Raw genomic sequence first — 21,521 nt, 5'->3', positions numbered from 1 at the left:
CATTTAGATTAAAATATCGCTTTCCAAATCTGATTTTTCGACAGAAAAATTAAATTCCAATTTGTCCATTAGTTCTATTACCAGTTTTTTGTACCAGTTCTCAGATTTGGGATGTATATATATTTTTTCAATTAACTTCTGAATGTCAGTTTGAATTTTGATTCCTTCGTTAACAGAGAGATTAAGAGGAGTTACGTCAGAAATAACCCGAATTTCTTTTTCGTATTGAAAACTTTTTCTCTTAAACAAAAAAGGAAAAAAATCATCATCAAAAGGGATGTATTCTTTTTTGTAATCGATATAATCTACTTCACCAATATATTGTGTAATGCGATCTTCAGCGTGAAAAGCTTCTTTTAATCGTCCTACGGTGGATTGAATAGCTAATCCTTCATTGTTTTTGGTAAAAATCTGCCACATGGCAAATGATTCATATTCGTTAATATGCCAGCTGCTGATAACAATATTTTTTCTTCGCTGTTTGTAGTAGTTTAAAAACTCTGGATTATTAACTGCTATTTGCTTTATTTCTTCATAAGTAGGTTCGCTAAATGTACCTTCGTACTGATCTTCAAACTTATCTGACCGGGACATAAACATTTTTTTGGAAAGTAAAAGATCCAAAAATTTGGACAAATCCAAGTACTTCCAGATAATAGTATCTGGATTACCGGGGAGTTTTAAGTTTTTATTTTCAGTGTACATCTAATCCAATGTTTGAAGTGAGACCAGTTTGGCGTACGTTCCGTTTTGTTTTAAAAGATTTTCGTGCGTGCCTTGTTCTACTATTTTTCCTTTTTGCATTACAACAATCCAATCTGCATTTTGAATGGTAGAAAGGCGATGGGCAATAACAACAGAGGTTCTGTTTTTCATCATGTTTTCTAAAGCAACCTGAACTAATTTTTCGCTTTCGGTGTCCAGTGCCGAAGTAGCTTCGTCCAAAATCATAATCGGCGGATTTTTGAGCACTGCTCTGGCAATGGATAGCCGCTGTTTTTGCCCGCCTGAAAGCTTGTTGCCCGAATCGCCTATATTGGTGTGGATTCCTTCGGGTAAATCTTTGACAAACTCGTAGGCATTGGCAATTTGGAGCGCATTAATGATTTCTTCGTCTGTGGCATTTTCTTTGCCCAGCAAAAGGTTATTTTTGATCGTGTCGTTAAACAAAATACTGTCCTGTGTGACTAATCCGATTAAGTTGCGTAAATCATCGATGTCAATTTCACGGATATCCTGATTGTCAATTTTGATAGCCCCTTTGTCTATATCCCAAAATCGTGTCAGCAGATTGGCAATAGTACTTTTTCCGCTTCCGGATTGCCCCACCAAAGCAACGGATTTTCCTTTTGGGATTTTAAGAGTAAAGTCGTTTAAAACATATTCTTTTTCGTACTTAAAACTAATATTTTCAATACTGATCTCGTTATCAAAAGTTGCTTTTTTAGTGGCATTAACTGCGTTGGAAATAGGGTTTTTTTGTTCTAAAATTTCAAGTACTCGTTCTGCTGCGGCATTTCCTCTTTTTAAGCTATAGGAAGCCTTAGACATTGCTTTTGCCGGCGTCAAGATATTATATGCTAAAGTTATATATCCGATAAAAGCAGCTCCGGTTAATGATTGATCAACTAAAACCAAATGACCTCCATACACTAACAGAACAGCGATAGTAACAATACCTAAAAACTCACTGAGAGGAGACGAAAGGTTTTGTCGATTTAAAATTTTGTTGTTTAGTTCGTAAAAAGTCTGAGTAGAATCTTGAAATTTTTTATTGAAATTCTTTTCAGCATTAAAGCTTTTTATCACTTTTAATCCAGCTAACGATTCTTCGATGACAGATAAAAAATAACCTTGTTCTTCCGATGCTTTTTGTGAGCTTTTCTTTAAGGTTTTTCCTACTTTAGAAATAACAAAACCAGATACCGGAACAAAAACAAATACAAAAATAGTGAGTTCCGTATTGATAAAAAACATCGCAGCTATTGTAAATACTATGGTTAGGGGTTCGCGAACCAGGACCTCTAAAATAGAAAGGAAGGAATGCTGGATTTCCAAAACGTCTGATGTGATTCGGGAAATTACATCTCCTTTTCGTTTTTCGGAAAAAAAGGATAAAGGCAGTTCTAATGATTTTTTATACATAGCATTGCGGATGTCTTTGAGTACACCATTGCGTAAAAATGTAATAAAATACATTGCCCAATAATTGAACAAATTTTTTAGCAAAAACAATGTTATAATGATAGAGGCTAGTGCCATCAGCGTATATTGTGCGCCGTGTTCAACAGAATATTGGTGTAATTCATAAGACATAGAACTTTGCAAGTAATCTTTTAAATGACTCATTCCAGTATAGATAGGTTTCTCTTCTATTGGTTTTGTTTCACCAAATAAGACATCTAACATAGGAATTAGGGCAATAAAAGATAAGGCACTGAACAAAGCATATAAAATATTGAAAAAAATGTTCAGGTAAGCATATATTTTATATGGCTTTGCAAAGCGGATAATTTTCTTAAAATATTCGTTCATAAGTTTGTAAACTATTGAAAACTAAAAAATAAATTTTTATGAGGCTTATATTTTAATTTAATTTCATTTCGGTTATAACTGCTTGTATTCTTGTGTTTAAGAGATTGTCTGTTTGTTCGATTTCTGAAAGACTGTTCAGAGTATCGCAAACACTGAAATAGAATTTTATTTTAGGTTCCGTTCCGCTTGGTCTTGCTGCTATTTTAGTACCGTCTTCCAGATAATAAATTAAAACATTGGATTTGGGAATGGAAATCAGTTCAACTTCGCCCGAAATTAAATTTTTGGCTGTACTGTTCTGGTAATCTTCAATAAAAACCACACGTTGCCCGTTAATTTTTGCTAGTGGATTTTCGCGTAAATCTATCATCATTTGTTTGATCTCCTCAGCTCCGGAAATTCCTTTTTTAACCAATGATATCAGGTATTCTTTGTAATAGCGATGGTCGATATATAAATTCATTAATTCTTGATAAAACGAACTGCCTGAGGCTTTTGCCAAAGCTGCAATTTCACAAACCAGCAGGGCAGAAGCAACAGCATCCTTATCTCGAACAGCATCGCCAATCATATAGCCAAAGCTTTCCTCGCCTCCTCCGATAAATTGTTGGTCGGGAAACTCTTTTATAAATTTAGCAATCCATTTAAAGCCGGTTAATCCTACCTTGCATTCCACACCGTAGCTTTCTGCCAGATCCAGCATCATAGGGGTTGATACAATGGTAGAACCAATAAATTCATTGCCTTTAAATCCTTTGTTTCGTTTCCATTGTTCCAGTAAAAAACCGGTCATTACAACCATCGTCTCATTGCCGTTCAGCAGTTTCATATTTCCGTTCAGGTCTCTTACACCAATTCCGATTCGGTCAGAATCAGGGTCGGTTCCGATAACGATGTCTGCTTCTTTTTCATCAGCAAGCTGCAACGCCATGGTTAACGCTTCCGGCTCTTCGGGATTAGGAGATTTTACGGTAGGAAAATCGCCGTTAGGTTCTGCTTGTTCTTCTACGATGAAAACATTTTTATATCCCGCATTTTCCAGTGTTTTGGGAATTAGTTTGATGGATGTTCCGTGTAAAGAAGTGTAGGCTATTTTTAAATTATCTTTCGCTGTTTGTGGTGTATTAAAGCTTGCGTTTTCGAGAGTGGAGGCAATAAAAGCATTGTCGAGTTCTTCTCCAACATAGGTAATTAAAGAGTCGTCTCCGTTAAAGTTTATTTCTTCATAGGTGAGCTGATTAATCTCCTCAATAGCTTCGGAATCGTTTGGAGGAACAATCTGTCCGCCATCTTCCCAATATACTTTATATCCGTTGTATTCCGGCGGATTATGAGATGCTGTCAGTACAATTCCCATCTGACATTTATAATAACGTACCGCAAAAGAAAGTTCGGGAGTTGGACGCATTTCTGAAAACAAGAAAACCCTTATTCCGTTTGCAGTAAAAACATCGGCTACCAATTTTGCCAATTTTTGGCTATTGTGGCGGCAATCGTAATTAATTGCAACTTTAAGCTCTTCGTTCGGGAAAGATTTTTTCAAGTAATTGGACAATCCTTGTGTGTTTTTTCCCAAGGTGTATTTATTGATGCGATTGGTTCCGATTCCCATAACACCACGCATTCCGCCTGTTCCGAATTCCAGATTTTTATAAAAACTGTCATTGAGTAGTGCTGTGTCTGTATCTATCATATTTTGAACAGTCTGTTGTGTAGCTGTATCAAAAGGAGCTTTTAGCCATTGTCCGGCTTTTTCTAGAATATCTTTTTCTATATGCATTATCTTATTTATTTTGAAGTTGTTAATCCTATGGATTCAGCAACTTTATATCGTTGAATATTTGTTCTCGTTTTGAGTATGATTTCTCCCAAAAAACCTGCCAAAAAAAGCTGGGTACCAATAATCATTGTGGTGAGGGCAATATAAAACCACGGATCACTGGTTATCAGAATTGCAGGTTGATGAGTGTAAATCTTATACAGTTTTTGAGCCCCGATTACGCAGGCTGAAATAAAGCCGATGATAAACATTAAAACGCCAAGTGCGCCGAAAAGGTGCATGGGACGTTTGCCAAATTTGGACAGAAACCAGATGGTAATTAAATCCAGAAAACCGTTAATAAAGCGGCTGGCTCCGAATTTAGTGGTTCCGTATTTTCGCGCCTGATGTATCACTATTTTTTCGCCTATTTTATCAAATCCCTCATTTTTTGCTAAAACGGGTATATAACGGTGCATTTCTCCAAAAACTTCAATGTTTTTGACAACGTCTTTTTTATATGCTTTGAGTCCGCAGTTAAAATCGTGCAGTTTTACGCCCGAAGTTTTACGTGCAGCCCAATTGAACAATTTAGAAGGTATGTTTTTGGATATAACAGAATCATATCTCTTTTTTTTCCAGCCGGAAACCAAATCAAAATCATCCTGAATAATCATTCTGTACAGCTCCGGGATTTCTTCCGGACTGTCTTGTAAATCAGCGTCCATAGTGATAATAACATCACCTTTAGTTTGTTCAAAACCGGCGTGTAAAGCCTGTGATTTGCCAAAATTATGTTGAAATCTTATTCCCTTGACGCTTGGGTCGGCAGCAGTAAATCCGGAGATGATTTTCCATGAATTGTCTTTGCTTCCATCATCAATAAACAAAATCTCATACGAAAAACTGTTTTTGTGCATAACATCGGTTATCCATCTGTATAGTTCGGGTAACGACTCTGCTTCGTTTAATAAAGGAATGACTATGGACAGATTCATCTATTCGGTTACTTTAATATCGTTTGATTCCTCTTGCTTCAGAGGTGAAAATTCAGATTTATTTTTAAAGATAGCAGCCAAAAACAATCCCAAAATAGAATTTCTTAGAATACTGCCTGCCCATGAAAATAGCTGTGATTTAAACTGAAACTGATCTAATTTGCTGGCTTTATTCAATTGATCTTGGATATCGGCTTCCGGTAGTCCTGAATTGTTCAACGTTTGAACAAGCATTTCATAAAGTGTTTTATTAATTTCCTCTTTAGCACTTGGATCTACAAAATTGAATAGTAGGTAATACGTAATAGCATTGGTGCTAACACCGATAACTACCATAATCAGATAAGGTGTAAAAGCTTCTCTGAAAGTAAGAAATCCTCCTGCTTTTTTTTTGGCTAAGATAATCGTAAGTAATCCAATGACTATAATTACTCCCATATTGGCAAAACCAGCAAATTTATCTGTAAATAGATTTCGACTAGTGAAAAAACTAATCACATTGAATAAAATATAATAAGCCGCCAGAATAATTCCGAAAATAATTCCGACTTTATGAATTGGATTTTTCATTAATATCAATTGAAATACAGTTTAAAGATACAAATATACTAAAATTGAAAGCTAAAAACAGGGAATAAAAATTATAAAAAGAAGTGATTATTGTTTTGTAATTAAAATAAAATTGTAAATTTGCACACTGAATTAAAAATAAGTATAACAAAAAGTTGTTGGAAGTTTACACCTTTCTTGCATAAAGAAAGCTTCGAAATGGAAAAGCAGCTCCTTTTAATAACAAGATTTACATTATGAAAAAAGGTATTCACCCAGAAAATTACAGATTGGTAGCATTTAAAGATATGTCAAACGATGACGTATTCATCACTAAATCAACAGTAGAAACAAAAGAAACTATTGAGGTTGACGGTGTAGAATACCCGGTGTTTAAAATGGAGATTTCTCGTACATCTCACCCGTTTTATACAGGTAAATCCAAACTTATTGATACAGCAGGACGTATTGATAAATTTAAATCTAAATATGCTAAATTCAAAAAATAATTTGAATTACAAATACAATATTAAAGCCTTTGTTTTCACAGAGGCTTTTTTTATGGATAAAATTAGCAGTGGAGTGTAATTTTTTATCGATTTCCACTATCTTTGAGAGTTAAAGCATTATAAAATGAACTATATTTTATTTGACGGCGAGGTGAGAGGAGCTTTGCTGCCTTTTACTTTCACACGTCCTGTAGCAGACATAAGAATAGGAATTCTGACTATCCGAGAAAAATGGGAAAAATATTTAGGTTATACGACAACAACAGTAACCGAAGAATACTTATCCCAAAAGTTTCCTATGGTAGAAGTTGAAAATAACGTAATGATTAATTCTGCTTATTTGCCAAATGAAATATTAGTAGAGATGATTGTAAATCTGGAACCTATGCAGGCAGTGGTATATGAGGAAGATATAGTGGCTTTTTATGTTCAGGATACACAGGAAGAAGTTGACTTTGACCGTTACGAAATGTTGGCTTATGAAACAGAATTAATAAAAATTGCGCATACATGGGATATTTTTCAAAAAAATGATGAGGTTTTGCGCGTCGATTTTGATATAGTGACCGAAGGCAGAATATCTCAGCCTATACCTAAGAGCAATAACGTCATCGCTCCTGAAAATGTGTTTATTGAAGAAGGCGCTAAATTAGAGTTTGTAACTTTGAATGCTTCTACAGGACCAATTTATATCGGTAAAGATGCTGAAATTATGGAAGGGTCTGTCATAAGAGGTCCGTTTGCATTATGCGAACATGCACAAGTAAAACTGGGAACTAAAATTTATGGAGCGACTACGGTAGGCCCACACAGCAGAGTGGGAGGAGAAATCAATAATTCAGTCATATTTGGCTATTCTAACAAAGGACATGATGGTTTTTTAGGAAATTCGGTATTGGGAGAGTGGTGTAATCTGGGAGCAGATACTAATAATTCTAATCTGAAAAATAATTATGCACCGATTAAATTGTGGAATTACGAGTTAAAGGAATATGAAAATACAGGCTTACAATTCTGTGGATTAATGATGGGTGATCACAGTAGAAGCGGAATCAATACAATGTTTAATACCGGAACCGTAGTTGGTGTTTCAAGCAGTATTTTCGGAGGAGGTTTTCCGGCAACCTTTCTGCCTAGTTTTACTTGGGGTGGAATTGATTCTTCGGAAGTTTATAACGTTGATAAAGCTATAGAAACCATGAAAATAGTTATGAGTAGAAGGAGTGTGGATTTGACTCCGGAAGATGAGGATATTATAAGATATTTAGCAGAAATCAAATAGAACTGTCTTATACTTTAAAAAAATCAGTAAGCCTTAAAAAGACTTACTGATTTTTTTATTAGTAATACGACACGGTTTGCGGTCTGGCGTAATTAAAACTTGGTAAATCAACGTTATACTGTCTGGAATTAGCAAAGAAAACGCTGTGTCCGGAATCTGGCATCGTAGGGTAATATACTAACGAAATAGCAATACTGCTAAATACGAGGTAGTCGTTATTTGCCACAAAACCAAGACTGATTCTGGAGTACAATTTAGGGTCTAAAAATTGTTTGCTGCCATCTCCGATAAAGGCTCCTTCAATACTTAAAAAAGGGTTAAAACGAAAACCTTTCCATTCATATGGAGCGTAAGATTGCCATTGATATGCGAGAGATAATCTTCTAATACCTGTTACCTTTGATGCTCGGATTCCTTGAATAACGCTTTCAACTCTAAGTTCGTCCCCAACGTGGTCATATCTGTTATATCCGATTAGTAATTGAGGATTAAAAAAATGCCTGAAACGCCAGTCTCCCCATATGAATAATTTCGTAAAATAAGTACCTTCAAATTTAAAAGCACCTTGTTCGGCGTGGCGACCGTAAAAATAACTCCCCCATTCCAAATCTGTAGCAAAATAGCCGAGTTTGGTATATCCGCCCATGGCTAATTTTGCACCAAAATAAGACCTCCGTTTGCGATATTGGTCTTTAAAACCACCAGTAATTGCAAAAATTTTTCCTACCGGAACGTCTTCAATTAAATTGTAATGAAAGATAAAGCGATCCCGAATAAAATTAATAGAGCTTAGACTGATAGAAGCTAAATATGTTTTTTGATCCCGGTAATAGCCTAAAGTATCATAGGCATATTCCGGAGATTCTATAAATTTTTGATTGTTAAACCTAAAAGATGTTCTTAAATTGGTTATAACAGGCTGGTTATCATATTTTTTAAAAAGAGGAATAGAATATCCTGCCCAAATGTCGAAAGTATTATATTTAAAAGCTTGAAGCTTATAAGTCATACTTTTGTCGGGGAGAGAATCGCGTAAAAAGCGTTGGTATAAACTAGCTCCAGCTGCCCATTTTGCATAAGGAGAATAAAAAGGTCGATCAACTGCTGCGCTTTTGATATAGTTGCCCCAAACATCTAAATTGTACTGCAGTTCGGTTCGGACAAAGGTGTTTTGAATATTGTTTACGCGATAGTTAAACATGTAACCGTCACTTTTTTCGCTAAACCTGCGTTGGTATTGCACTGTTAAATCATGACCGAATCCTCCAAAATTCCGATCGTTAAGTCTGAGTCTTCCGCTTGAAGTAGATAAGGATCCTGTGGGGTAAATACTCCATGAATCTAATTCGCGCACCAAAATATCAACCGAATCGGGAGAATTAGTAATGGGAATGGGATAAATAGAAACTCGTCTTACATAGCGCTGTGTACGAATTAAACGCTCACTTTCTCTGACTTTGAGTGAGTCAAATATATCACCCTCTTTAAAAAGTAAAAAATTTCGGATTGTAAATTTCTTTGTTTTAAGGTGTAAATTATTTCCTAAGGCTTCTAGTTTTTTATCTGGTTTTTTTAGAGAATCCGAATCTGAATAGCCAAAAGGGTCTAAGGTCGTAATATTTATATTTCGGATTATTTTGCCTTGTCCTAATTCAAGATGTTGGCTGTTTTGGATTTCAGGTGTGTTAGAGATAAGTCTTTTATTACTTTTTAGTATTAACTTATTGAAGAACCTTCCTAATTTTGTCTTTTTGTTAATAAGTTCCGGTTTATTGTTGACAACAGTGTCTTGTGCGATAGTTTTTACCTCTTGTGCAAGGATAGAGGTACTAAAAAATAAGAAAAAAAATAATATTAACGGAATACAAATGCGCATTTACTGTTTGGATAGAATTATATCTGTAAACGATAAAATTAAGTGTTTATTTCTAAATCGCGAATATAATCTTCGTATTCCAAAAAAAACATTTCAAAATTAGTCATTTTATCATTAAAAAAATCAAAGATATTATTCCAGGTTTGTTTATTATTAATGCAAACAGCGTTTAACTGAACCCAAATCCGGCTGATTACTTTTCCGTTTTCAAGATGAAAATCTTTTTCAAAAATAGCGCCTTCTAAATATTCATCAAGCAAGATAGATTTTAAGGATTCTATTTTTTCGAAATAAATTTTTCTTTTTTCTTGGCTTTTAGGTTCAATATCCAATAAAACCATTGCTTTTTTATTGTCGGCATAAAATTTAAGCGAAACGTCTTTTATCTTTGTATCGTGCAATAGCCATTTGCGAGGATAGGCCTCTGCAAATGATGTCCAAAACTCTTTTTTTATTCTTTGTGCCTCTTCTTTGCTAAACATGGTCTAAAAATTGTAAATTTATTGTGCATATTAATTAGAGCAAACTTATGACATTTGATTCTTTTTTACACAAAATTCCCGAGATTAAACAAACTGCGCTAAATGGAATAAGTGCCCATCGGCTAATGATGCCGAAAGAAAGAGAACCTTTTTTAAATGCTGATGACTTTATAGATCATAACCCTAAACAATCGGCGGTAATGATGCTTTTTTACCCTAAACAGGGTGAAACTTATCTGTTGCTTATCGAAAGAGCTACTTATAAAGGGCTTCATTCGGGACAAATAGCATTTCCGGGAGGAAAGTATGAAAAAGAAGATGTCGATTTGATGCATACTGCTTTAAGAGAAACAAATGAAGAAGTCGGTATTTTTACACACCAGATAGAAGTTATAAAACCTTTTACGAAAATTTATATTCCGCCAAGTAATTTTTTTGTTTATCCTTATTTAGGTGTTGCTAAAGAACAATTTAATATCAAAATGGCTCCAGATGAAGTAGCAGCGATTGTAGAATTGCCAATGTCAACACTATTAGATGAAAAAATTGTTCAAAATATAACAATGAAATCAGGATATGGCAATTTTATAAAAACACCGGCGTTTATTTACAGAGAAAAAGTAATTTGGGGTGCAACGGCAATGATTTTAAGTGAATTAAAGCAAACTTTAATACAGGTTTTTGATTGAGACAAAATAAATATAGGAGAGTTTATCGTAAAGAATTAAATTTGTACACTGCTTAAAAAGCAAGGAAATTATGGGGATATTTAAGAGAAATCCTTTTGGACATATTTTGTTTTTAAAAAAATGGATAATTCGAGTTTTTGGATTTGCCACGCACCAACGCTTCAGAGGATTTAATGATTTGCAGATCGAAGGTTCTGAGATTCTGCGAAATCTTCCTGATAAAAATGTGTTATTTATATCTAATCACCAAACCTATTTTGCCGATGTTGTGGCAATGTATCACGTTTTTAATGCCAGCTTAAAAGGGCGTTCAGATTCTATTAAAAATATTATGTATATCTGGAAACCTAAATTAAATATATATTACGTTGCAGCTTCAGAGACTATGAAAAAAGGATTGCTCCCCAGAATTATGGCGTATGTGGGTGCTATTAAAGTTGACAGAACCTGGCGTAGTAACGGAAAGGAGTTAACCGAAAAAAAAGAAGTAGATAAAAATCAGGTACAAAGTATAAAGTTAGCTTTAGACGATGGCTGGGTAATTACGTTTCCGCAGGGTACAACTAAGTCTTTTAAACCTATCCGCAAGGGAACTGCATATATAATTAAAAATTATAAGCCTATCGTGGTACCGATTGTGATAGAGGGTTTTAGGCGATCTTTTGACAAAAAAGGTCTGCACCTCAAAAAGAAGGGGATTCTGCAATCTATGGTTATTAAAAAACCATTGGATATTGATTATGAAAAAGATTCAATAGAGAGTATTGTGGAAAAAGTAGAAATGGCGATAGAGCAGCATCCGTCTTTTTTAAAAGTTATTCCTCAGGAATTTTTTGAGCAGGAAAAAGAGCTTAATAAACAAAGAGAGTTTTAGTTGTTTTTACATTACGTATTCCCGAAGGCAGACTGGCAAAAAGCTCATGTATGCATTAAAACAGCAGGCAGAAATACATAATTGCATACAGATAAATGGATGGTTGCTCCATGGAATGAGTTGGAAAAAGATTTTACGAACGTTTGAGAGCAGATGAAAATACAGAATGGCTTATTTAAGGTGAAAATGAAAAATATAGTAATTAGAAAAGTAACTCTTCAAGATATGATTTTACTACAGGAAATTGGATGAAAAACATTTTTTGAAACTTTTGTAGAAAGTAATACTAAAGAAAATATGTATAAATACTTAAAGGAGGGTTTCCCTATTGAAAAGCTAACCGAAGAATTTAATGATGAATAATCGGAGTTTCACTTTGCTGCTTTCATAAATAGTACAGTTGTAGGTTGTCTGAAATTAAATTTTGTAGGTTCCCAAACCGAACAGGAAGACAACAATGAGCCTGAAATAGAAAGGATTTATGTTTTATATGAATACCATGGAAAAATGGTAGGGCAAGTACTGTACGAAAAAGCTATACAGCTTGCTGATGATAAGAAAGTAAATTATGGTTGGTTAGGTCTTTTGAAAAAAATCAAAGAGTTATCCGTTTTTATGAGAAAAATGGATTTGTGGTATTTTACAAACACATTCCCAAATTATGAAATGATAAACGGACCGATATCATGATGAAAAAAAATTGTAAAAAAGCATTAAATAAAAGAGATGAAATTAGATATTCAACCTATATTAGAAAACGAGAAAGTAATCCTCTATCCTTTACAGGAAGATGATTTTGAAACTTTATATACTACGGCATCTGATCCCAAAATATGGAAACAACACCCCAATAAAGACCGTTGGAAAAAAGAAGTATTCAGAACATTCTTTAAAGGAGCTATGCAGAGCAAAGGCGCGTTCAGAATTGTAGATAAGGCAACAGGAAATACAATAGGGAGTACACGCTTTTATGATTTGAGTAAAAAGAGAAACAGCATATATATAGGTTATACATTTTATGCAGTTGAATATTGGGGTAAGGGTGTCAATAAATCAGTAAAAATCTTGATATTAGATTATATTTTTCAGTTTGTTACCAAAGTTTATTTTCATATTGGAGCAGACAATATCCGCTCTCAGATTGCTATTGGGCGAATTGATGCTGAAAAAATTGGGAAACAGGAAGTAACCTATTTTGGTGAAGCATCAAAATTGAACTATATATATGAAATCACTAAAGCAAAATGGAATCAGCATTCCATTGGTTAAAAACAATTGGGTTGATTGATGGAGAAAAAGAATTTATTTTTAGGATTAATTTGTAAACTAAAATTATTTAAGCACTGTTTGTCTGACTTGGTTGATATTCTTTTTGGACCGAATCCTTTTGTTTGTTCAATTAACTTCAGGTTTAAATCTATATACTTTTCTGGGGAATCGTATCTCATATCAAAAATTGATCAATTAATGATATATTATAGGACCTCATTAAATCTTTAACCCGAATACTCTTGCTAATTCATTTTCGTCAACCATAAAAAATTCATCGGTAAAAGATTTTTCGGACTTTGAAAGTTCATTTACCATTTTTGCCTTTTCTCCGCAAGTAGCATAACTATTAATTATTTGTTGAAAAGTAATCAAAGATTTTAAATAGCGTGGTTTTCTTTCAATTAAACCTTCTAATGATAGCTCCATTAAATCTCTGCCTACTATCTCATTCCAATCATCTCCATGCTGCCAATTTTTCTATTTTCGTTTTTAAAGTTATTAACACTCAATACTTTGTAGGTATTATTGATTACTTTTCAAGTTGAAGATAGTAAAATTTCAGGAACATATTGATAATAAAGTGTAGTATAACATATTATACACAATTTTTTTTCATAGTTATTGTATAGTTTTTCATATTTAGAAGTCTCATAATCTGTTTCTTGATATTTACTAAATCATTTATCAGATTCTATTTCAAGCGTTTTAATACCTTCTTTAGTCTTAATGCTTTTTACTAAAGAATTTATTGAGGGTACTTTAATGTCCTTTGAAACGGATGTTTTTATTCACATTATAGATGTTTTGAGAATATTTAAAAACAGAAGAAAAAATTATTCCGCCGTAATTTCTCTAAATAGTTTTTCTAGATTTTTATTTTTTACCTGTAAGGAAAGTGTTTTTAAGCCTTGTGATTGAGCAAAATCATATACCGCTGTTCTGTAATCTCCTTCCGAAGGAAAAATCAACTCCCATTGCGTATCGTGAATATGAGTAGCGCGGATTAGCTTGGGCATTCGCTTAATGAATTCAATTTCAATTTTATAGTCAAATTCAACAGAAATAACCTGCTCATTCTTCTTTTCAAGGATTTCGGCTAGAATCTGATCCTGAACAATCTGTCCTTTTTTGATAAAAATAACACGTTCGCAAATAGCTTCTACTTCCTGCATAATATGGGTAGATAAGAAGACGGTTTTGTCTTTACCAATGTTTTTTATCAGTTCCCTAATGTCTGCAAGTTGGTTTGGATCCAAGCCGGTGGTTGGTTCGTCTAAAATTAAAACCTGGGGATCGTGTAACAAAGCAGTTGCCAAGCCAACTCTTTGGCGATATCCTTTGGAAAGCTGACCTATTTTTTTGTGTGATTCGGGCAGTAATCCTGTCAATTCAATTACTTCTTCAATTCGATTTTTATGCACTTTATAAATATCGGCGTTAAATTTTAAGTATTCTCTTACATACATATCCAAATACAGCGGATTATGTTCTGGCAGATATCCAATAGATTGCTGTACTTTTTTAGCTTCTGTTTTAATATTAAAATCATTGACATATGCTTCGCCTGAATCACTTTCAATATAAGTGGTTAAAATTTTCATCAAAGTAGACTTTCCGGCACCGTTTGGTCCTAAAAAACCAACAATCTGTCCTTTCGGAATTTGGAAACTAACGTTGTCCAGCGCTTTTTGGTCGCCATAAAATTTACTTATATTTTGTACAGTTAATGACATTGGAATGTATTTATAGAGAAAACAAATTTAAAATATTTAATGAGAAAAACCGAAAGAAACACTTAAGACTATAATTCCGATAACAATAAGTGTAATAAAAACATAAAGTCGGTCTTTTTCTAAAAAAAAAGAAATTAAAGACAATACCAATCGCAAAGCGGGTGTCAGAAATAAAAAGATAATTCCCAAAAAGATAATTGCTTCACCATTGCCTTGCTTAACTCCAGCTATAATCGCGTTAAATACTTCAAAAAGATTATTATCTTTTATTGTAAAGTTTTGAAAGTCAATAGTCTGTTCTGAACTAGAAAGCAATAAGATGAATCCTCCTATCAAAGCAACAGTTAATGCTAGCCAAACACCATATCGCAATACATTGCCAATGATAATTTGTAAGTCTTTATCAGTGAATTTTGTAGACATCATGTGTACACTTTAAATTTTTCCAACTATTCCGTTATAAATCATATTAATTGCCAGAACAAAAATTAATAAGGCAAAAAATACTTTTAGTTTTTTGGTATTGGCTTTGACCAGAACTTTAGCCCCAACCATTGCGCCAATTAAAACACCAATAATAACCGGCATGCAGATACTAGGTTCAATATATCCCTTTTGAATATAAATCACAGAACTGGCAATAGCAGTAACCCCCATCATAAAATTGCTTGTAGTAGTTGATACTTTAAAAGGAACTTTCATAATGGTATCCATTGCAATTACCTTGAAAGCTCCGGAACCAATTCCTAACAAACCAGACATCATGCCGGCCAGTCCCATCATGCTAAAACCGCCTACTATATTAGTCATGCCATAATGCACCATTTCTCCAGATGGAGTAGGGTAGGTACTTGCGAGTTTGAGTTTGTGAGTTAAAATACTTGAGTTTTCGGGTTTTATAAGGTAATCTTCCTTTTTTCGGAGAGAATTAACAGACGAAAAAATTAAAGTTGCCCCAAAGATGATGGCTAAAGCAGAAGTAGGAGCGTTGGTGGAAATTAGGGCACCTATTACCGCTCCGGCAGTAGTGGCAATTTCCAAAAACATCCCCAGACGCATGTTCGTAATTCCTTCTCGGACGTAAGCAGATGCAGAACCAGATGAAGTGGCTATTACCGCAACAAGTGCAGTTCCTATAGCATAATGCATATCAACACCTAAAAATACAGATAAGAGAGGAATAATGATAATACCGCCGCCTAAACCGGATAATGAACCTATAAATCCTGCTAAAAATGCTCCCAAAAACAGAATTAGCGTAAATGTCAGTAAAGTCATTTTTACTTTTGTTTTTTGAAATGAACCGTAAAAATAGTTATTTAAGATAAGAACAACCAATGAAATGAAAATTTGTTCCTCAATAATAGGCATACTTTTTAGGGAGATAAAGAGTATTTAGCAAATCAATAGACTGTTATTAAGATAAATCCTATTAATTTTGCAAGTATGGAAAAATCAAGTGTTAATAAAAACTGGATGTCTTTGTTTAAAGGTCAAAATCCGGCTGTAATTGCAGGACCTTGCAGTGCCGAAACGCCGGAGCAGGTTATGCAGATAGCTAAAGATTTACCTGCAGAGGTTAAAGTATTTCGTGCGGGGATATGGAAGCCGCGTACTCGTCCCGGCGGATTTGAAGGAGTAGGTGAAATTGGGTTAAAATGGCTGCAGGAAGTAAAACGGGAAACAGGTTTGCTGTTAGCTATAGAAGTGGCAACGGCAAAACACGTTCAGTTGGCGTTAGAACACAATATTGATATTTTGTGGATTGGTGCCAGAACGACGGTTAATCCATTTGCCGTACAAGAAATAGCAGATGCACTTGCTGGGACGGACAGAGTTGTTTTGCTAAAAAATCCGGTTAATCCGGATTTGTCTCTGTGGATGGGAGGATTGGAACGCCTGATAAAAGCAAATATAAAAAATATCGGGGCTATTCACCGAGGGTTTAGCACGTATGAAAAAACGAAATATAGAAATATTCCGGAATGGCAGATTCCGATTGATTTAAAGACCCAAATGCCGGATATGCCTATTTTTGGAGATCCTTCTCATATTACGGGCAATAGAGATAAAGTATTTGAAGTAGCACAGCAGGCATTGGATTTGAGCTATGACGGTTTGATGATTGAAACGCATTGCAATCCGGAAAAAGCCTGGAGTGATGCAGCGCAACAGGTAACTCCGCAGCAGCTGACAGATATTATTCAAAAGCTAAAAGTCAGAAACGTAACGGATGATACAGCTGACTTTTTGCAGCAAATTCAGGCATATCGCATCAGGATAGACGATATGGACAGTAAATTGTTAGATTTGTTGGAAAAGAGAATGTCTATTTCGGATGCGATAGGAAATTTGAAGAGAGAAAAAAACGTGGCTGTTTTCCAGCAGGAAAGATGGAAATACATATTGGAAAAAATGAGAAAAGAAGGAACCTGTCTCGGGTTATCTGAAGAGTTTATTGCAGCTCTTTATACTACAATACATCAAGAGAGTATCTATCGGCAGAATAAAATTATTAACAAAAAGTAAGAGAAAAGGAGATGAAAGGAATAATTTATAAATCTACCGGAAGCTGGTATGTCGTAAAAGGGGAGGACAATGTTTTTTATGATTGTCGGATAAAAGGGAAATTCAGAATAAAGGGGATAAAAAGCACCAATCCCGTTGCTGTGGGAGATAGTGTGTTATTTGAGCTGGAAAAGGTTAATGATAAAATAACCGGTGTAATTTACGACATTGAACCCCGTAAAAATTATATTATCCGAAAATCGGTTAACCTCTCTAAACAGGTGCATATTTTAGCGTCCAATATTGATTTGGTATTTTTGATCGTCACTATAGATAATCCTATCACTACAACGAGCTTTATTGATCGTTTTTTGATAACAACAGAGGCGTATGGAATTGAAACGATATTGGTTTTTAATAAAACAGATACATATTCAGAAGAGGTTTCGGATGAGCAACTGTATTTACAGTATGTTTATTCTAAAATAGGATATAGTTGCCTGAGAGTTTCTGCTGTAACCGGAAAAGGAATAGAAGCTTTAAAAGAAGCTATGAATGGAAAGGTGAGTATTTTTTCCGGACATTCGGGGGTAGGAAAATCCACTTTAATCAATGCTGTTGAACCGGGACTAAATTTAAAAACAACAGAAATTTCAGGATTGCATCAGCAAGGACAGCATACTACAACGTTTGCAGAAATGTATGATTTATCATTTGATGCACGAATTATTGACACTCCCGGAATCAGAGGATTTGGTTTGGTAGATATGGAATCCTATGAAGTGGGAGATTATTTTCCGGAGTTTTTTGCTTTAAAAGAGCAGTGTAAATTTAATAATTGCCTGCATCGCGAAGAACCCAACTGTGCTGTAAAAGAAGCGCTGAACAGGGACGAATTGTCGTGGTCCAGATATAAAAGCTATATTCAGATACTGGATGGAGAGGAAGAATCTTATCGGACAGATATTTATAAGGATGGCAAAAATCAAGAAGAATAGTTTTTGAGATGAAATTGAAAAATAATTAACATTGAGAGCATTAATACAACGAGTTACCCGGGCATCTGTTCAAGTAGAAGGAGAATATACCGGAGTTATACATGGAGGGTTATTGATTTTTTTGGGGATTGAAGATGCAGATAGTCAGGAAGATATTAACTGGCTGGCTGCTAAAATAGTTAATCTGCGCATTTTTAATGATGAAAATGGCGTGATGAATAAATCTGTAAAAGAAGTCGAAGGAGAGATCCTTCTGGTAAGCCAGTTTACACTGCATGCAGCAACTAAAAAAGGGAACAGACCTTCTTATATCAAAGCTGCTAAACCTGATTTTGCTATTCCGATGTATGAAAAATTCATTACTCAGTTGGAGATAGAATTAGGCGAAAAAATTAAAACGGGAAAATTTGGAGCAGATATGAAAGTGGAATTATTAAATGATGGTCCGGTTACTATTTGGATAGATACTCAAAATAAAGAATAATGAATACATTAGTAAAATATAGTTTTTTTTCTTTTATCTATATCGCCCTGACGTGGTTTATGTCAGACGAAATAAGCTGCGCTTTATCGGGAAATGAAATCTGCTTAGTAAGCTTTGTTGGCAAATACATCATTTTTATTGTATTGATGATTGTGTATGATAAATGGATAAAACCCAAAATATTTAAAAATAAAACAAAATAAGTTATGAATATTCAAGATGCACAAATAGCAGTTGACAATTGGATTAAAGAACACGGCGTACGTTATTTTAACGAGTTGACAAACATGGCTCAACTAACAGAAGAAGTAGGAGAGGTTGCGCGAATCATCGCCCGTCGCTATGGAGAACAATCTGAAAAAGAAAGCGATAAAAATAAAGATTTAGGAGAAGAGTTGGCTGATGTCGTATTTGTAGTATTGTGTCTGGCAAATCAAACCGGAGTAAATTTACAAGAGTCGTTTGACAAAAAGATGGAATTAAAAACCAAACGAGACCACAATCGCCATCACAACAATGAAAAATTGAAATAGTTTTAGCAAAAGAAGCAGTTCTAAATCTAATTTTCATGAATATATCACTTGAAGTAAAGCAATTAAAAAAAAATCAGACTATCTGTATTTCGGGATCTAAATCCGAAACGAATCGTTTATTGCTGCTTCAGGCTTTGTATCCGGATTTAACAATTAAAAATATTTCGGATTCTGATGACAGTTTGGTAATGAAACAGTGTTTACAAAGTAGATCCTTGGTGAAAAATGTACATCACGCTGGTACCGCAATGCGTTTTTTAACGGCTTATTTCGCATTGTGTACACACGAAAAAGTAGTTTTAACAGGAAGTGAGCGAATGCAGCAGCGTCCCATTCATACTTTGGTTGATGCTCTACAACAGTTAGGAGCAGAGGTAACTTACTTAAATCAACAAGGATTTCCACCGCTGCAGATAAACGGCAAAAAATTACAAGGAGGAAAAGTTATCCTGCAGGCAGATATAAGCAGTCAGTTCATTACGGCGTTACTACTGGCAGGAAGTAAATTGCCTGACGGGCTAGAAGTAGAACTGATTGGTAAGGTAACTTCAAGACCTTATATAGAAATGACACTTCGTTTATTAAATCAAATAGGAATAGAAGCTTCGTTTACAGACAATCAAATTAATGTTTTTGCTGTAAAAAACACTATAAACTCTGAGGTTACTGTAGAATCTGATTGGTCTTCCGCATCCTATTTTTACTCAATTATAGCCTTGTCACCTATAGGAACTACTGTTACGCTTAAGCATTATCGACAAAACAGCCTTCAAGGAGATGCAGTTGTTGCTACAATTTATAAGGCGTTTGGCGTAAATACTGCCTTTAAAAATAATCTTGTTATTTTAGAGAAAGTCGAGGAACCAGAACATAGAGAATTAACTTTAAATTTGAACGATACTCCCGACTTGGCACAAACTATTTCAGTCACTTGTTTAGGGTTGAATCTATCGTGTAAACTTTTAGGTCTGCATACACTTAAAATAAAAGAAACCGATCGTTTAAAAGCACTGTATATTGAATTGACTAAACTAGGAGGGAACGTAGAAGTAACAGAAGATACATTAACGCTGAGTAAACATTTGGGAATAAGAAAAAACATAAGTATAGATACTTATGACGATCATCGGATGGCAATGGCTTTTGCACCGTTAGCACTAAAAGTAAATTTGAGAATAAATAACGCAGAAGTAGTGTCAAAATCTTTTGTTAGTTTTTGGGAAAACCTCCAAAAAATGGGATTTGATTTAAGAACTATAAAATAAAAAGCATCAAATACTTGACAACGCCTGTTTTGAGGTTGTATATTTGCAATTCTTAAAAAAGAGAGAAAAATCATTTAATTAAAATATTTTTAATGAAGTTATCAAACTTTAATTTCGATTTACCAGAAAACTTATTAGCAGAATTTCCGGCAGAGAACAGAGATGAATCTAAATTGATGGTTATAGACCGCAAAACAGGCGAAATTGAGCATAAGCTGTTTAAAGACATTGTAGACTATTTTGGAGAGGGAGATGTAATGGTATTGAATAATACTAAAGTATTTCCGGCTCGTTTGTACGGAAATAAAGAAAAAACAGGAGCGAGAATCGAAGTGTTTTTGCTTAGAGAATTAAGCGAAGAACAACGGTTGTGGGATGTATTGGTAGATCCTGCGAGAAAAATAAGAATCGGAAATAAATTGTATTTTGGAGACGATGATTCATTGGTTGCCGAAGTAATTGATAACACAACCTCAAGAGGAAGAACGCTACGTTTTTTATACGACGGTTCTTATGAAGAGTTCAGACAAAAATTGCAGGAATTGGGAGAAACTCCTATTCCGAAATATATTAACAGAGAAGTAGTGCCTGAAGATGCAGAGCGCTACCAGACTATTTATGCCAAAGAAGAAGGGGCTGTGGCAGCACCTACTGCCGGTTTGCATTTTTCCAAGCATTTGATGAAGCGCTTAGAGATAAACGGAATTAAATTTGCAGAGGTTACGCTTCATATTGGTTTGGGAACTTTTAACCCAGTTGAAGTAGAAGATTTGTCTAAGCACAAAATGGATTCTGAAGAAATTTTTATAACGCAAGAAGCTTGTGATATAGTAAATGAGGCAAAAGCCGAAAAGAAAAAAGTCTGTGCGATTGGTACAACGTGTATGCGCGCATTAGAAAGCTCAGTGTCATCTAACCAAACGCTGAATCCTTTTGTAGGTTGGACTAATAAATTTATTTTTCCTCCATACGATTTTAGCATTGCCAATTGCATGGTGACTAACTTTCATATGCCAAAATCAACGCTTTTGATGATGATTTCTGCTTTTTGCGGACATGATTTAATGATGAAAGCTTACAAAGAAGCAGTTGAAAAAGGATATAAGTTTTATTCTTATGGAGATGCGATGCTGATTCTGTAACAATTTTATGAATGATAATTAAAAAGAAGCCTT

24 protein-coding genes and 1 pseudogene are annotated in these 21,521 nt (G+C 34.5%); 14 read left to right on the top strand and 11 right to left on the bottom strand.

The features are described 5' to 3' along the window. Nucleotides 1–3 precede the first annotated feature (3 nt). Genes C8P70_RS05715 through C8P70_RS05695 form a run of 5 tightly spaced genes read right to left on the bottom strand, consistent with a single transcriptional unit; the run spans nt 4 to nt 5,862 of the window. Complete coding sequence (locus tag C8P70_RS05715; protein ID WP_133712377.1) at nt 4–705, bottom strand: hypothetical protein; 702 nt, start codon at nt 703–705, stop codon at nt 4–6. After that, nucleotides 706–2,535, bottom strand: coding sequence for an ABC transporter ATP-binding protein (locus C8P70_RS05710; protein WP_133712376.1), 1,830 nt, complete (start codon nt 2,533–2,535; stop codon nt 706–708). It lies immediately after the preceding gene. A gap of 52 nt (nt 2,536–2,587) precedes the next feature. After that, entirely contained in the window at nt 2,588–4,315 is a 1,728-nt protein-coding gene (locus tag C8P70_RS05705) for a phospho-sugar mutase (RefSeq protein ID WP_133712375.1), read from the bottom strand. A gap of 8 nt (nt 4,316–4,323) precedes the next feature. Further along, entirely contained in the window at nt 4,324–5,292 is a 969-nt protein-coding gene (locus tag C8P70_RS05700; RefSeq protein WP_133712374.1) for a glycosyltransferase family 2 protein, read from the bottom strand. Then, nucleotides 5,293–5,862, bottom strand: a complete 570-nt coding sequence (locus C8P70_RS05695; RefSeq protein WP_133712373.1) for a DUF4199 domain-containing protein — start codon at nt 5,860–5,862, stop codon at nt 5,293–5,295. A gap of 236 nt (nt 5,863–6,098) precedes the next feature. On the opposite strand from C8P70_RS05695, the gene C8P70_RS05690 reads away from it, so the two are divergent. Both C8P70_RS05690 and C8P70_RS05685 read left to right on the top strand, forming a co-directional pair. Next, complete coding sequence (locus tag C8P70_RS05690; protein ID WP_133712372.1) at nt 6,099–6,350, top strand: type B 50S ribosomal protein L31; 252 nt, start codon at nt 6,099–6,101, stop codon at nt 6,348–6,350. A gap of 124 nt (nt 6,351–6,474) precedes the next feature. Continuing rightward, a complete protein-coding gene (locus C8P70_RS05685) occupies nt 6,475–7,632 on the top strand; it encodes a GlmU family protein (RefSeq protein ID WP_133712371.1) in 1,158 nt (385 codons plus the stop codon). Nucleotides 7,633–7,690: 58 nt separating this feature from the next. Here C8P70_RS05685 and C8P70_RS05680 read toward each other — a convergent pair whose 3' ends face one another. Further along, entirely contained in the window at nt 7,691–9,508 is a 1,818-nt protein-coding gene (locus C8P70_RS05680; RefSeq protein ID WP_133712370.1) for a hypothetical protein, read from the bottom strand. A 38-nt stretch (nt 9,509–9,546) separates the two neighbouring features. Then, the gene (locus tag C8P70_RS05675; protein WP_133712369.1) at nt 9,547–9,990 is read right to left on the bottom strand and encodes a DUF4268 domain-containing protein; all 444 of its coding nucleotides are present in this window, start codon (nt 9,988–9,990) and stop codon (nt 9,547–9,549) included. A 47-nt stretch (nt 9,991–10,037) separates the two neighbouring features. Here C8P70_RS05675 and C8P70_RS05670 point away from each other — a divergent pair, with 47 nt between their 5' ends. From C8P70_RS05670 to C8P70_RS05655, 5 genes and pseudogenes are all read left to right on the top strand, one after another. Further along, nucleotides 10,038–10,679, top strand: coding sequence for an NUDIX hydrolase (locus tag C8P70_RS05670; protein WP_133712368.1), 642 nt, complete (start codon nt 10,038–10,040; stop codon nt 10,677–10,679). A gap of 70 nt (nt 10,680–10,749) precedes the next feature. Continuing rightward, nucleotides 10,750–11,553 carry a lysophospholipid acyltransferase family protein gene (locus C8P70_RS05665; protein ID WP_133712367.1) on the top strand — a complete coding sequence of 268 codons (804 nt, stop codon included), beginning with the start codon at nt 10,750–10,752 and terminating at the stop codon, nt 11,551–11,553. Nucleotides 11,554–11,940: 387 nt separating this feature from the next. Next, nucleotides 11,941–12,057 (top strand): annotated as a pseudogene (locus C8P70_RS13980) (GNAT family N-acetyltransferase); the annotation flags it as partial. Between the two features lie 3 nt (nt 12,058–12,060). Continuing rightward, entirely contained in the window at nt 12,061–12,243 is a 183-nt protein-coding gene (locus C8P70_RS13975) for a hypothetical protein (protein WP_243832669.1), read from the top strand. 36 nt (nt 12,244–12,279) lie between these two features. Next, on the top strand, nt 12,280–12,822 hold the full coding sequence (locus tag C8P70_RS05655) for a GNAT family N-acetyltransferase (protein WP_133712366.1): 543 nt from the start codon (nt 12,280–12,282) through the stop codon (nt 12,820–12,822). Nucleotides 12,823–13,041: 219 nt separating this feature from the next. Here C8P70_RS05655 and C8P70_RS05650 read toward each other — a convergent pair whose 3' ends face one another. The 4 genes from C8P70_RS05650 to C8P70_RS05635 form a co-directional block, all read right to left on the bottom strand. Then, entirely contained in the window at nt 13,042–13,251 is a 210-nt protein-coding gene (locus C8P70_RS05650; RefSeq protein WP_133712365.1) for a hypothetical protein, read from the bottom strand. Nucleotides 13,252–13,658: 407 nt separating this feature from the next. Continuing rightward, nucleotides 13,659–14,558, bottom strand: coding sequence for a gliding motility-associated ABC transporter ATP-binding subunit GldA (gldA, locus tag C8P70_RS05645; protein WP_133712364.1), 900 nt, complete (start codon nt 14,556–14,558; stop codon nt 13,659–13,661). Nucleotides 14,559–14,594: 36 nt separating this feature from the next. Next, the gene (locus C8P70_RS05640; protein ID WP_133712363.1) at nt 14,595–14,984 is read right to left on the bottom strand and encodes a DUF1634 domain-containing protein; all 390 of its coding nucleotides are present in this window, start codon (nt 14,982–14,984) and stop codon (nt 14,595–14,597) included. Between the two features lie 9 nt (nt 14,985–14,993). After that, complete coding sequence (locus C8P70_RS05635) at nt 14,994–15,836, bottom strand: sulfite exporter TauE/SafE family protein (protein WP_133712362.1); 843 nt, start codon at nt 15,834–15,836, stop codon at nt 14,994–14,996. 168 nt (nt 15,837–16,004) lie between these two features. Here C8P70_RS05635 and C8P70_RS05630 point away from each other — a divergent pair, with 168 nt between their 5' ends. The 7 genes from C8P70_RS05630 to queA all read left to right on the top strand — a co-directional run bounded on the left by C8P70_RS05630 (nt 16,005) and on the right by queA (nt 21,488). Continuing rightward, a complete protein-coding gene (locus C8P70_RS05630; RefSeq protein ID WP_133712361.1) occupies nt 16,005–17,087 on the top strand; it encodes a chorismate mutase in 1,083 nt (360 codons plus the stop codon). A gap of 11 nt (nt 17,088–17,098) precedes the next feature. Beyond that, entirely contained in the window at nt 17,099–18,064 is a 966-nt protein-coding gene (gene rsgA, locus C8P70_RS05625; RefSeq protein ID WP_133712360.1) for a ribosome small subunit-dependent GTPase A, read from the top strand. A 31-nt stretch (nt 18,065–18,095) separates the two neighbouring features. Beyond that, nucleotides 18,096–18,548: a D-aminoacyl-tRNA deacylase gene (gene dtd, locus C8P70_RS05620; protein WP_133712359.1), complete on the top strand. Its 453-nt coding sequence runs from the start codon at nt 18,096–18,098 to the stop codon at nt 18,546–18,548. After that, complete coding sequence (locus tag C8P70_RS05615; protein WP_133712358.1) at nt 18,548–18,751, top strand: hypothetical protein; 204 nt, start codon at nt 18,548–18,550, stop codon at nt 18,749–18,751. The genes dtd and C8P70_RS05615 overlap by 1 nt, the downstream gene beginning before the upstream one ends. Nucleotides 18,752–18,754: 3 nt before the next feature. Continuing rightward, nucleotides 18,755–19,081, top strand: a complete 327-nt coding sequence (locus tag C8P70_RS05610) for a nucleotide pyrophosphohydrolase (protein ID WP_133712357.1) — start codon at nt 18,755–18,757, stop codon at nt 19,079–19,081. 35 nt (nt 19,082–19,116) lie between these two features. Further along, complete coding sequence (locus tag C8P70_RS05605; RefSeq protein ID WP_133712356.1) at nt 19,117–20,346, top strand: 3-phosphoshikimate 1-carboxyvinyltransferase; 1,230 nt, start codon at nt 19,117–19,119, stop codon at nt 20,344–20,346. A gap of 92 nt (nt 20,347–20,438) precedes the next feature. Continuing rightward, nucleotides 20,439–21,488 (top strand): tRNA preQ1(34) S-adenosylmethionine ribosyltransferase-isomerase QueA, encoded by a 1,050-nt coding sequence (queA, locus tag C8P70_RS05600; RefSeq protein ID WP_133712355.1) that lies wholly within the window; start codon nt 20,439–20,441, stop codon nt 21,486–21,488. Nucleotides 21,489–21,521: the final 33 nt, after the last annotated feature.

Source organism: Myroides indicus, assembly GCF_004364575.1.
Taxonomy (GTDB): domain Bacteria; phylum Bacteroidota; class Bacteroidia; order Flavobacteriales; family Flavobacteriaceae; genus Flavobacterium; species Flavobacterium indicum_A.
Note: the sequence above shows the minus strand (reverse complement) of the source record. Positions and strands in the feature narration are given on the sequence as shown.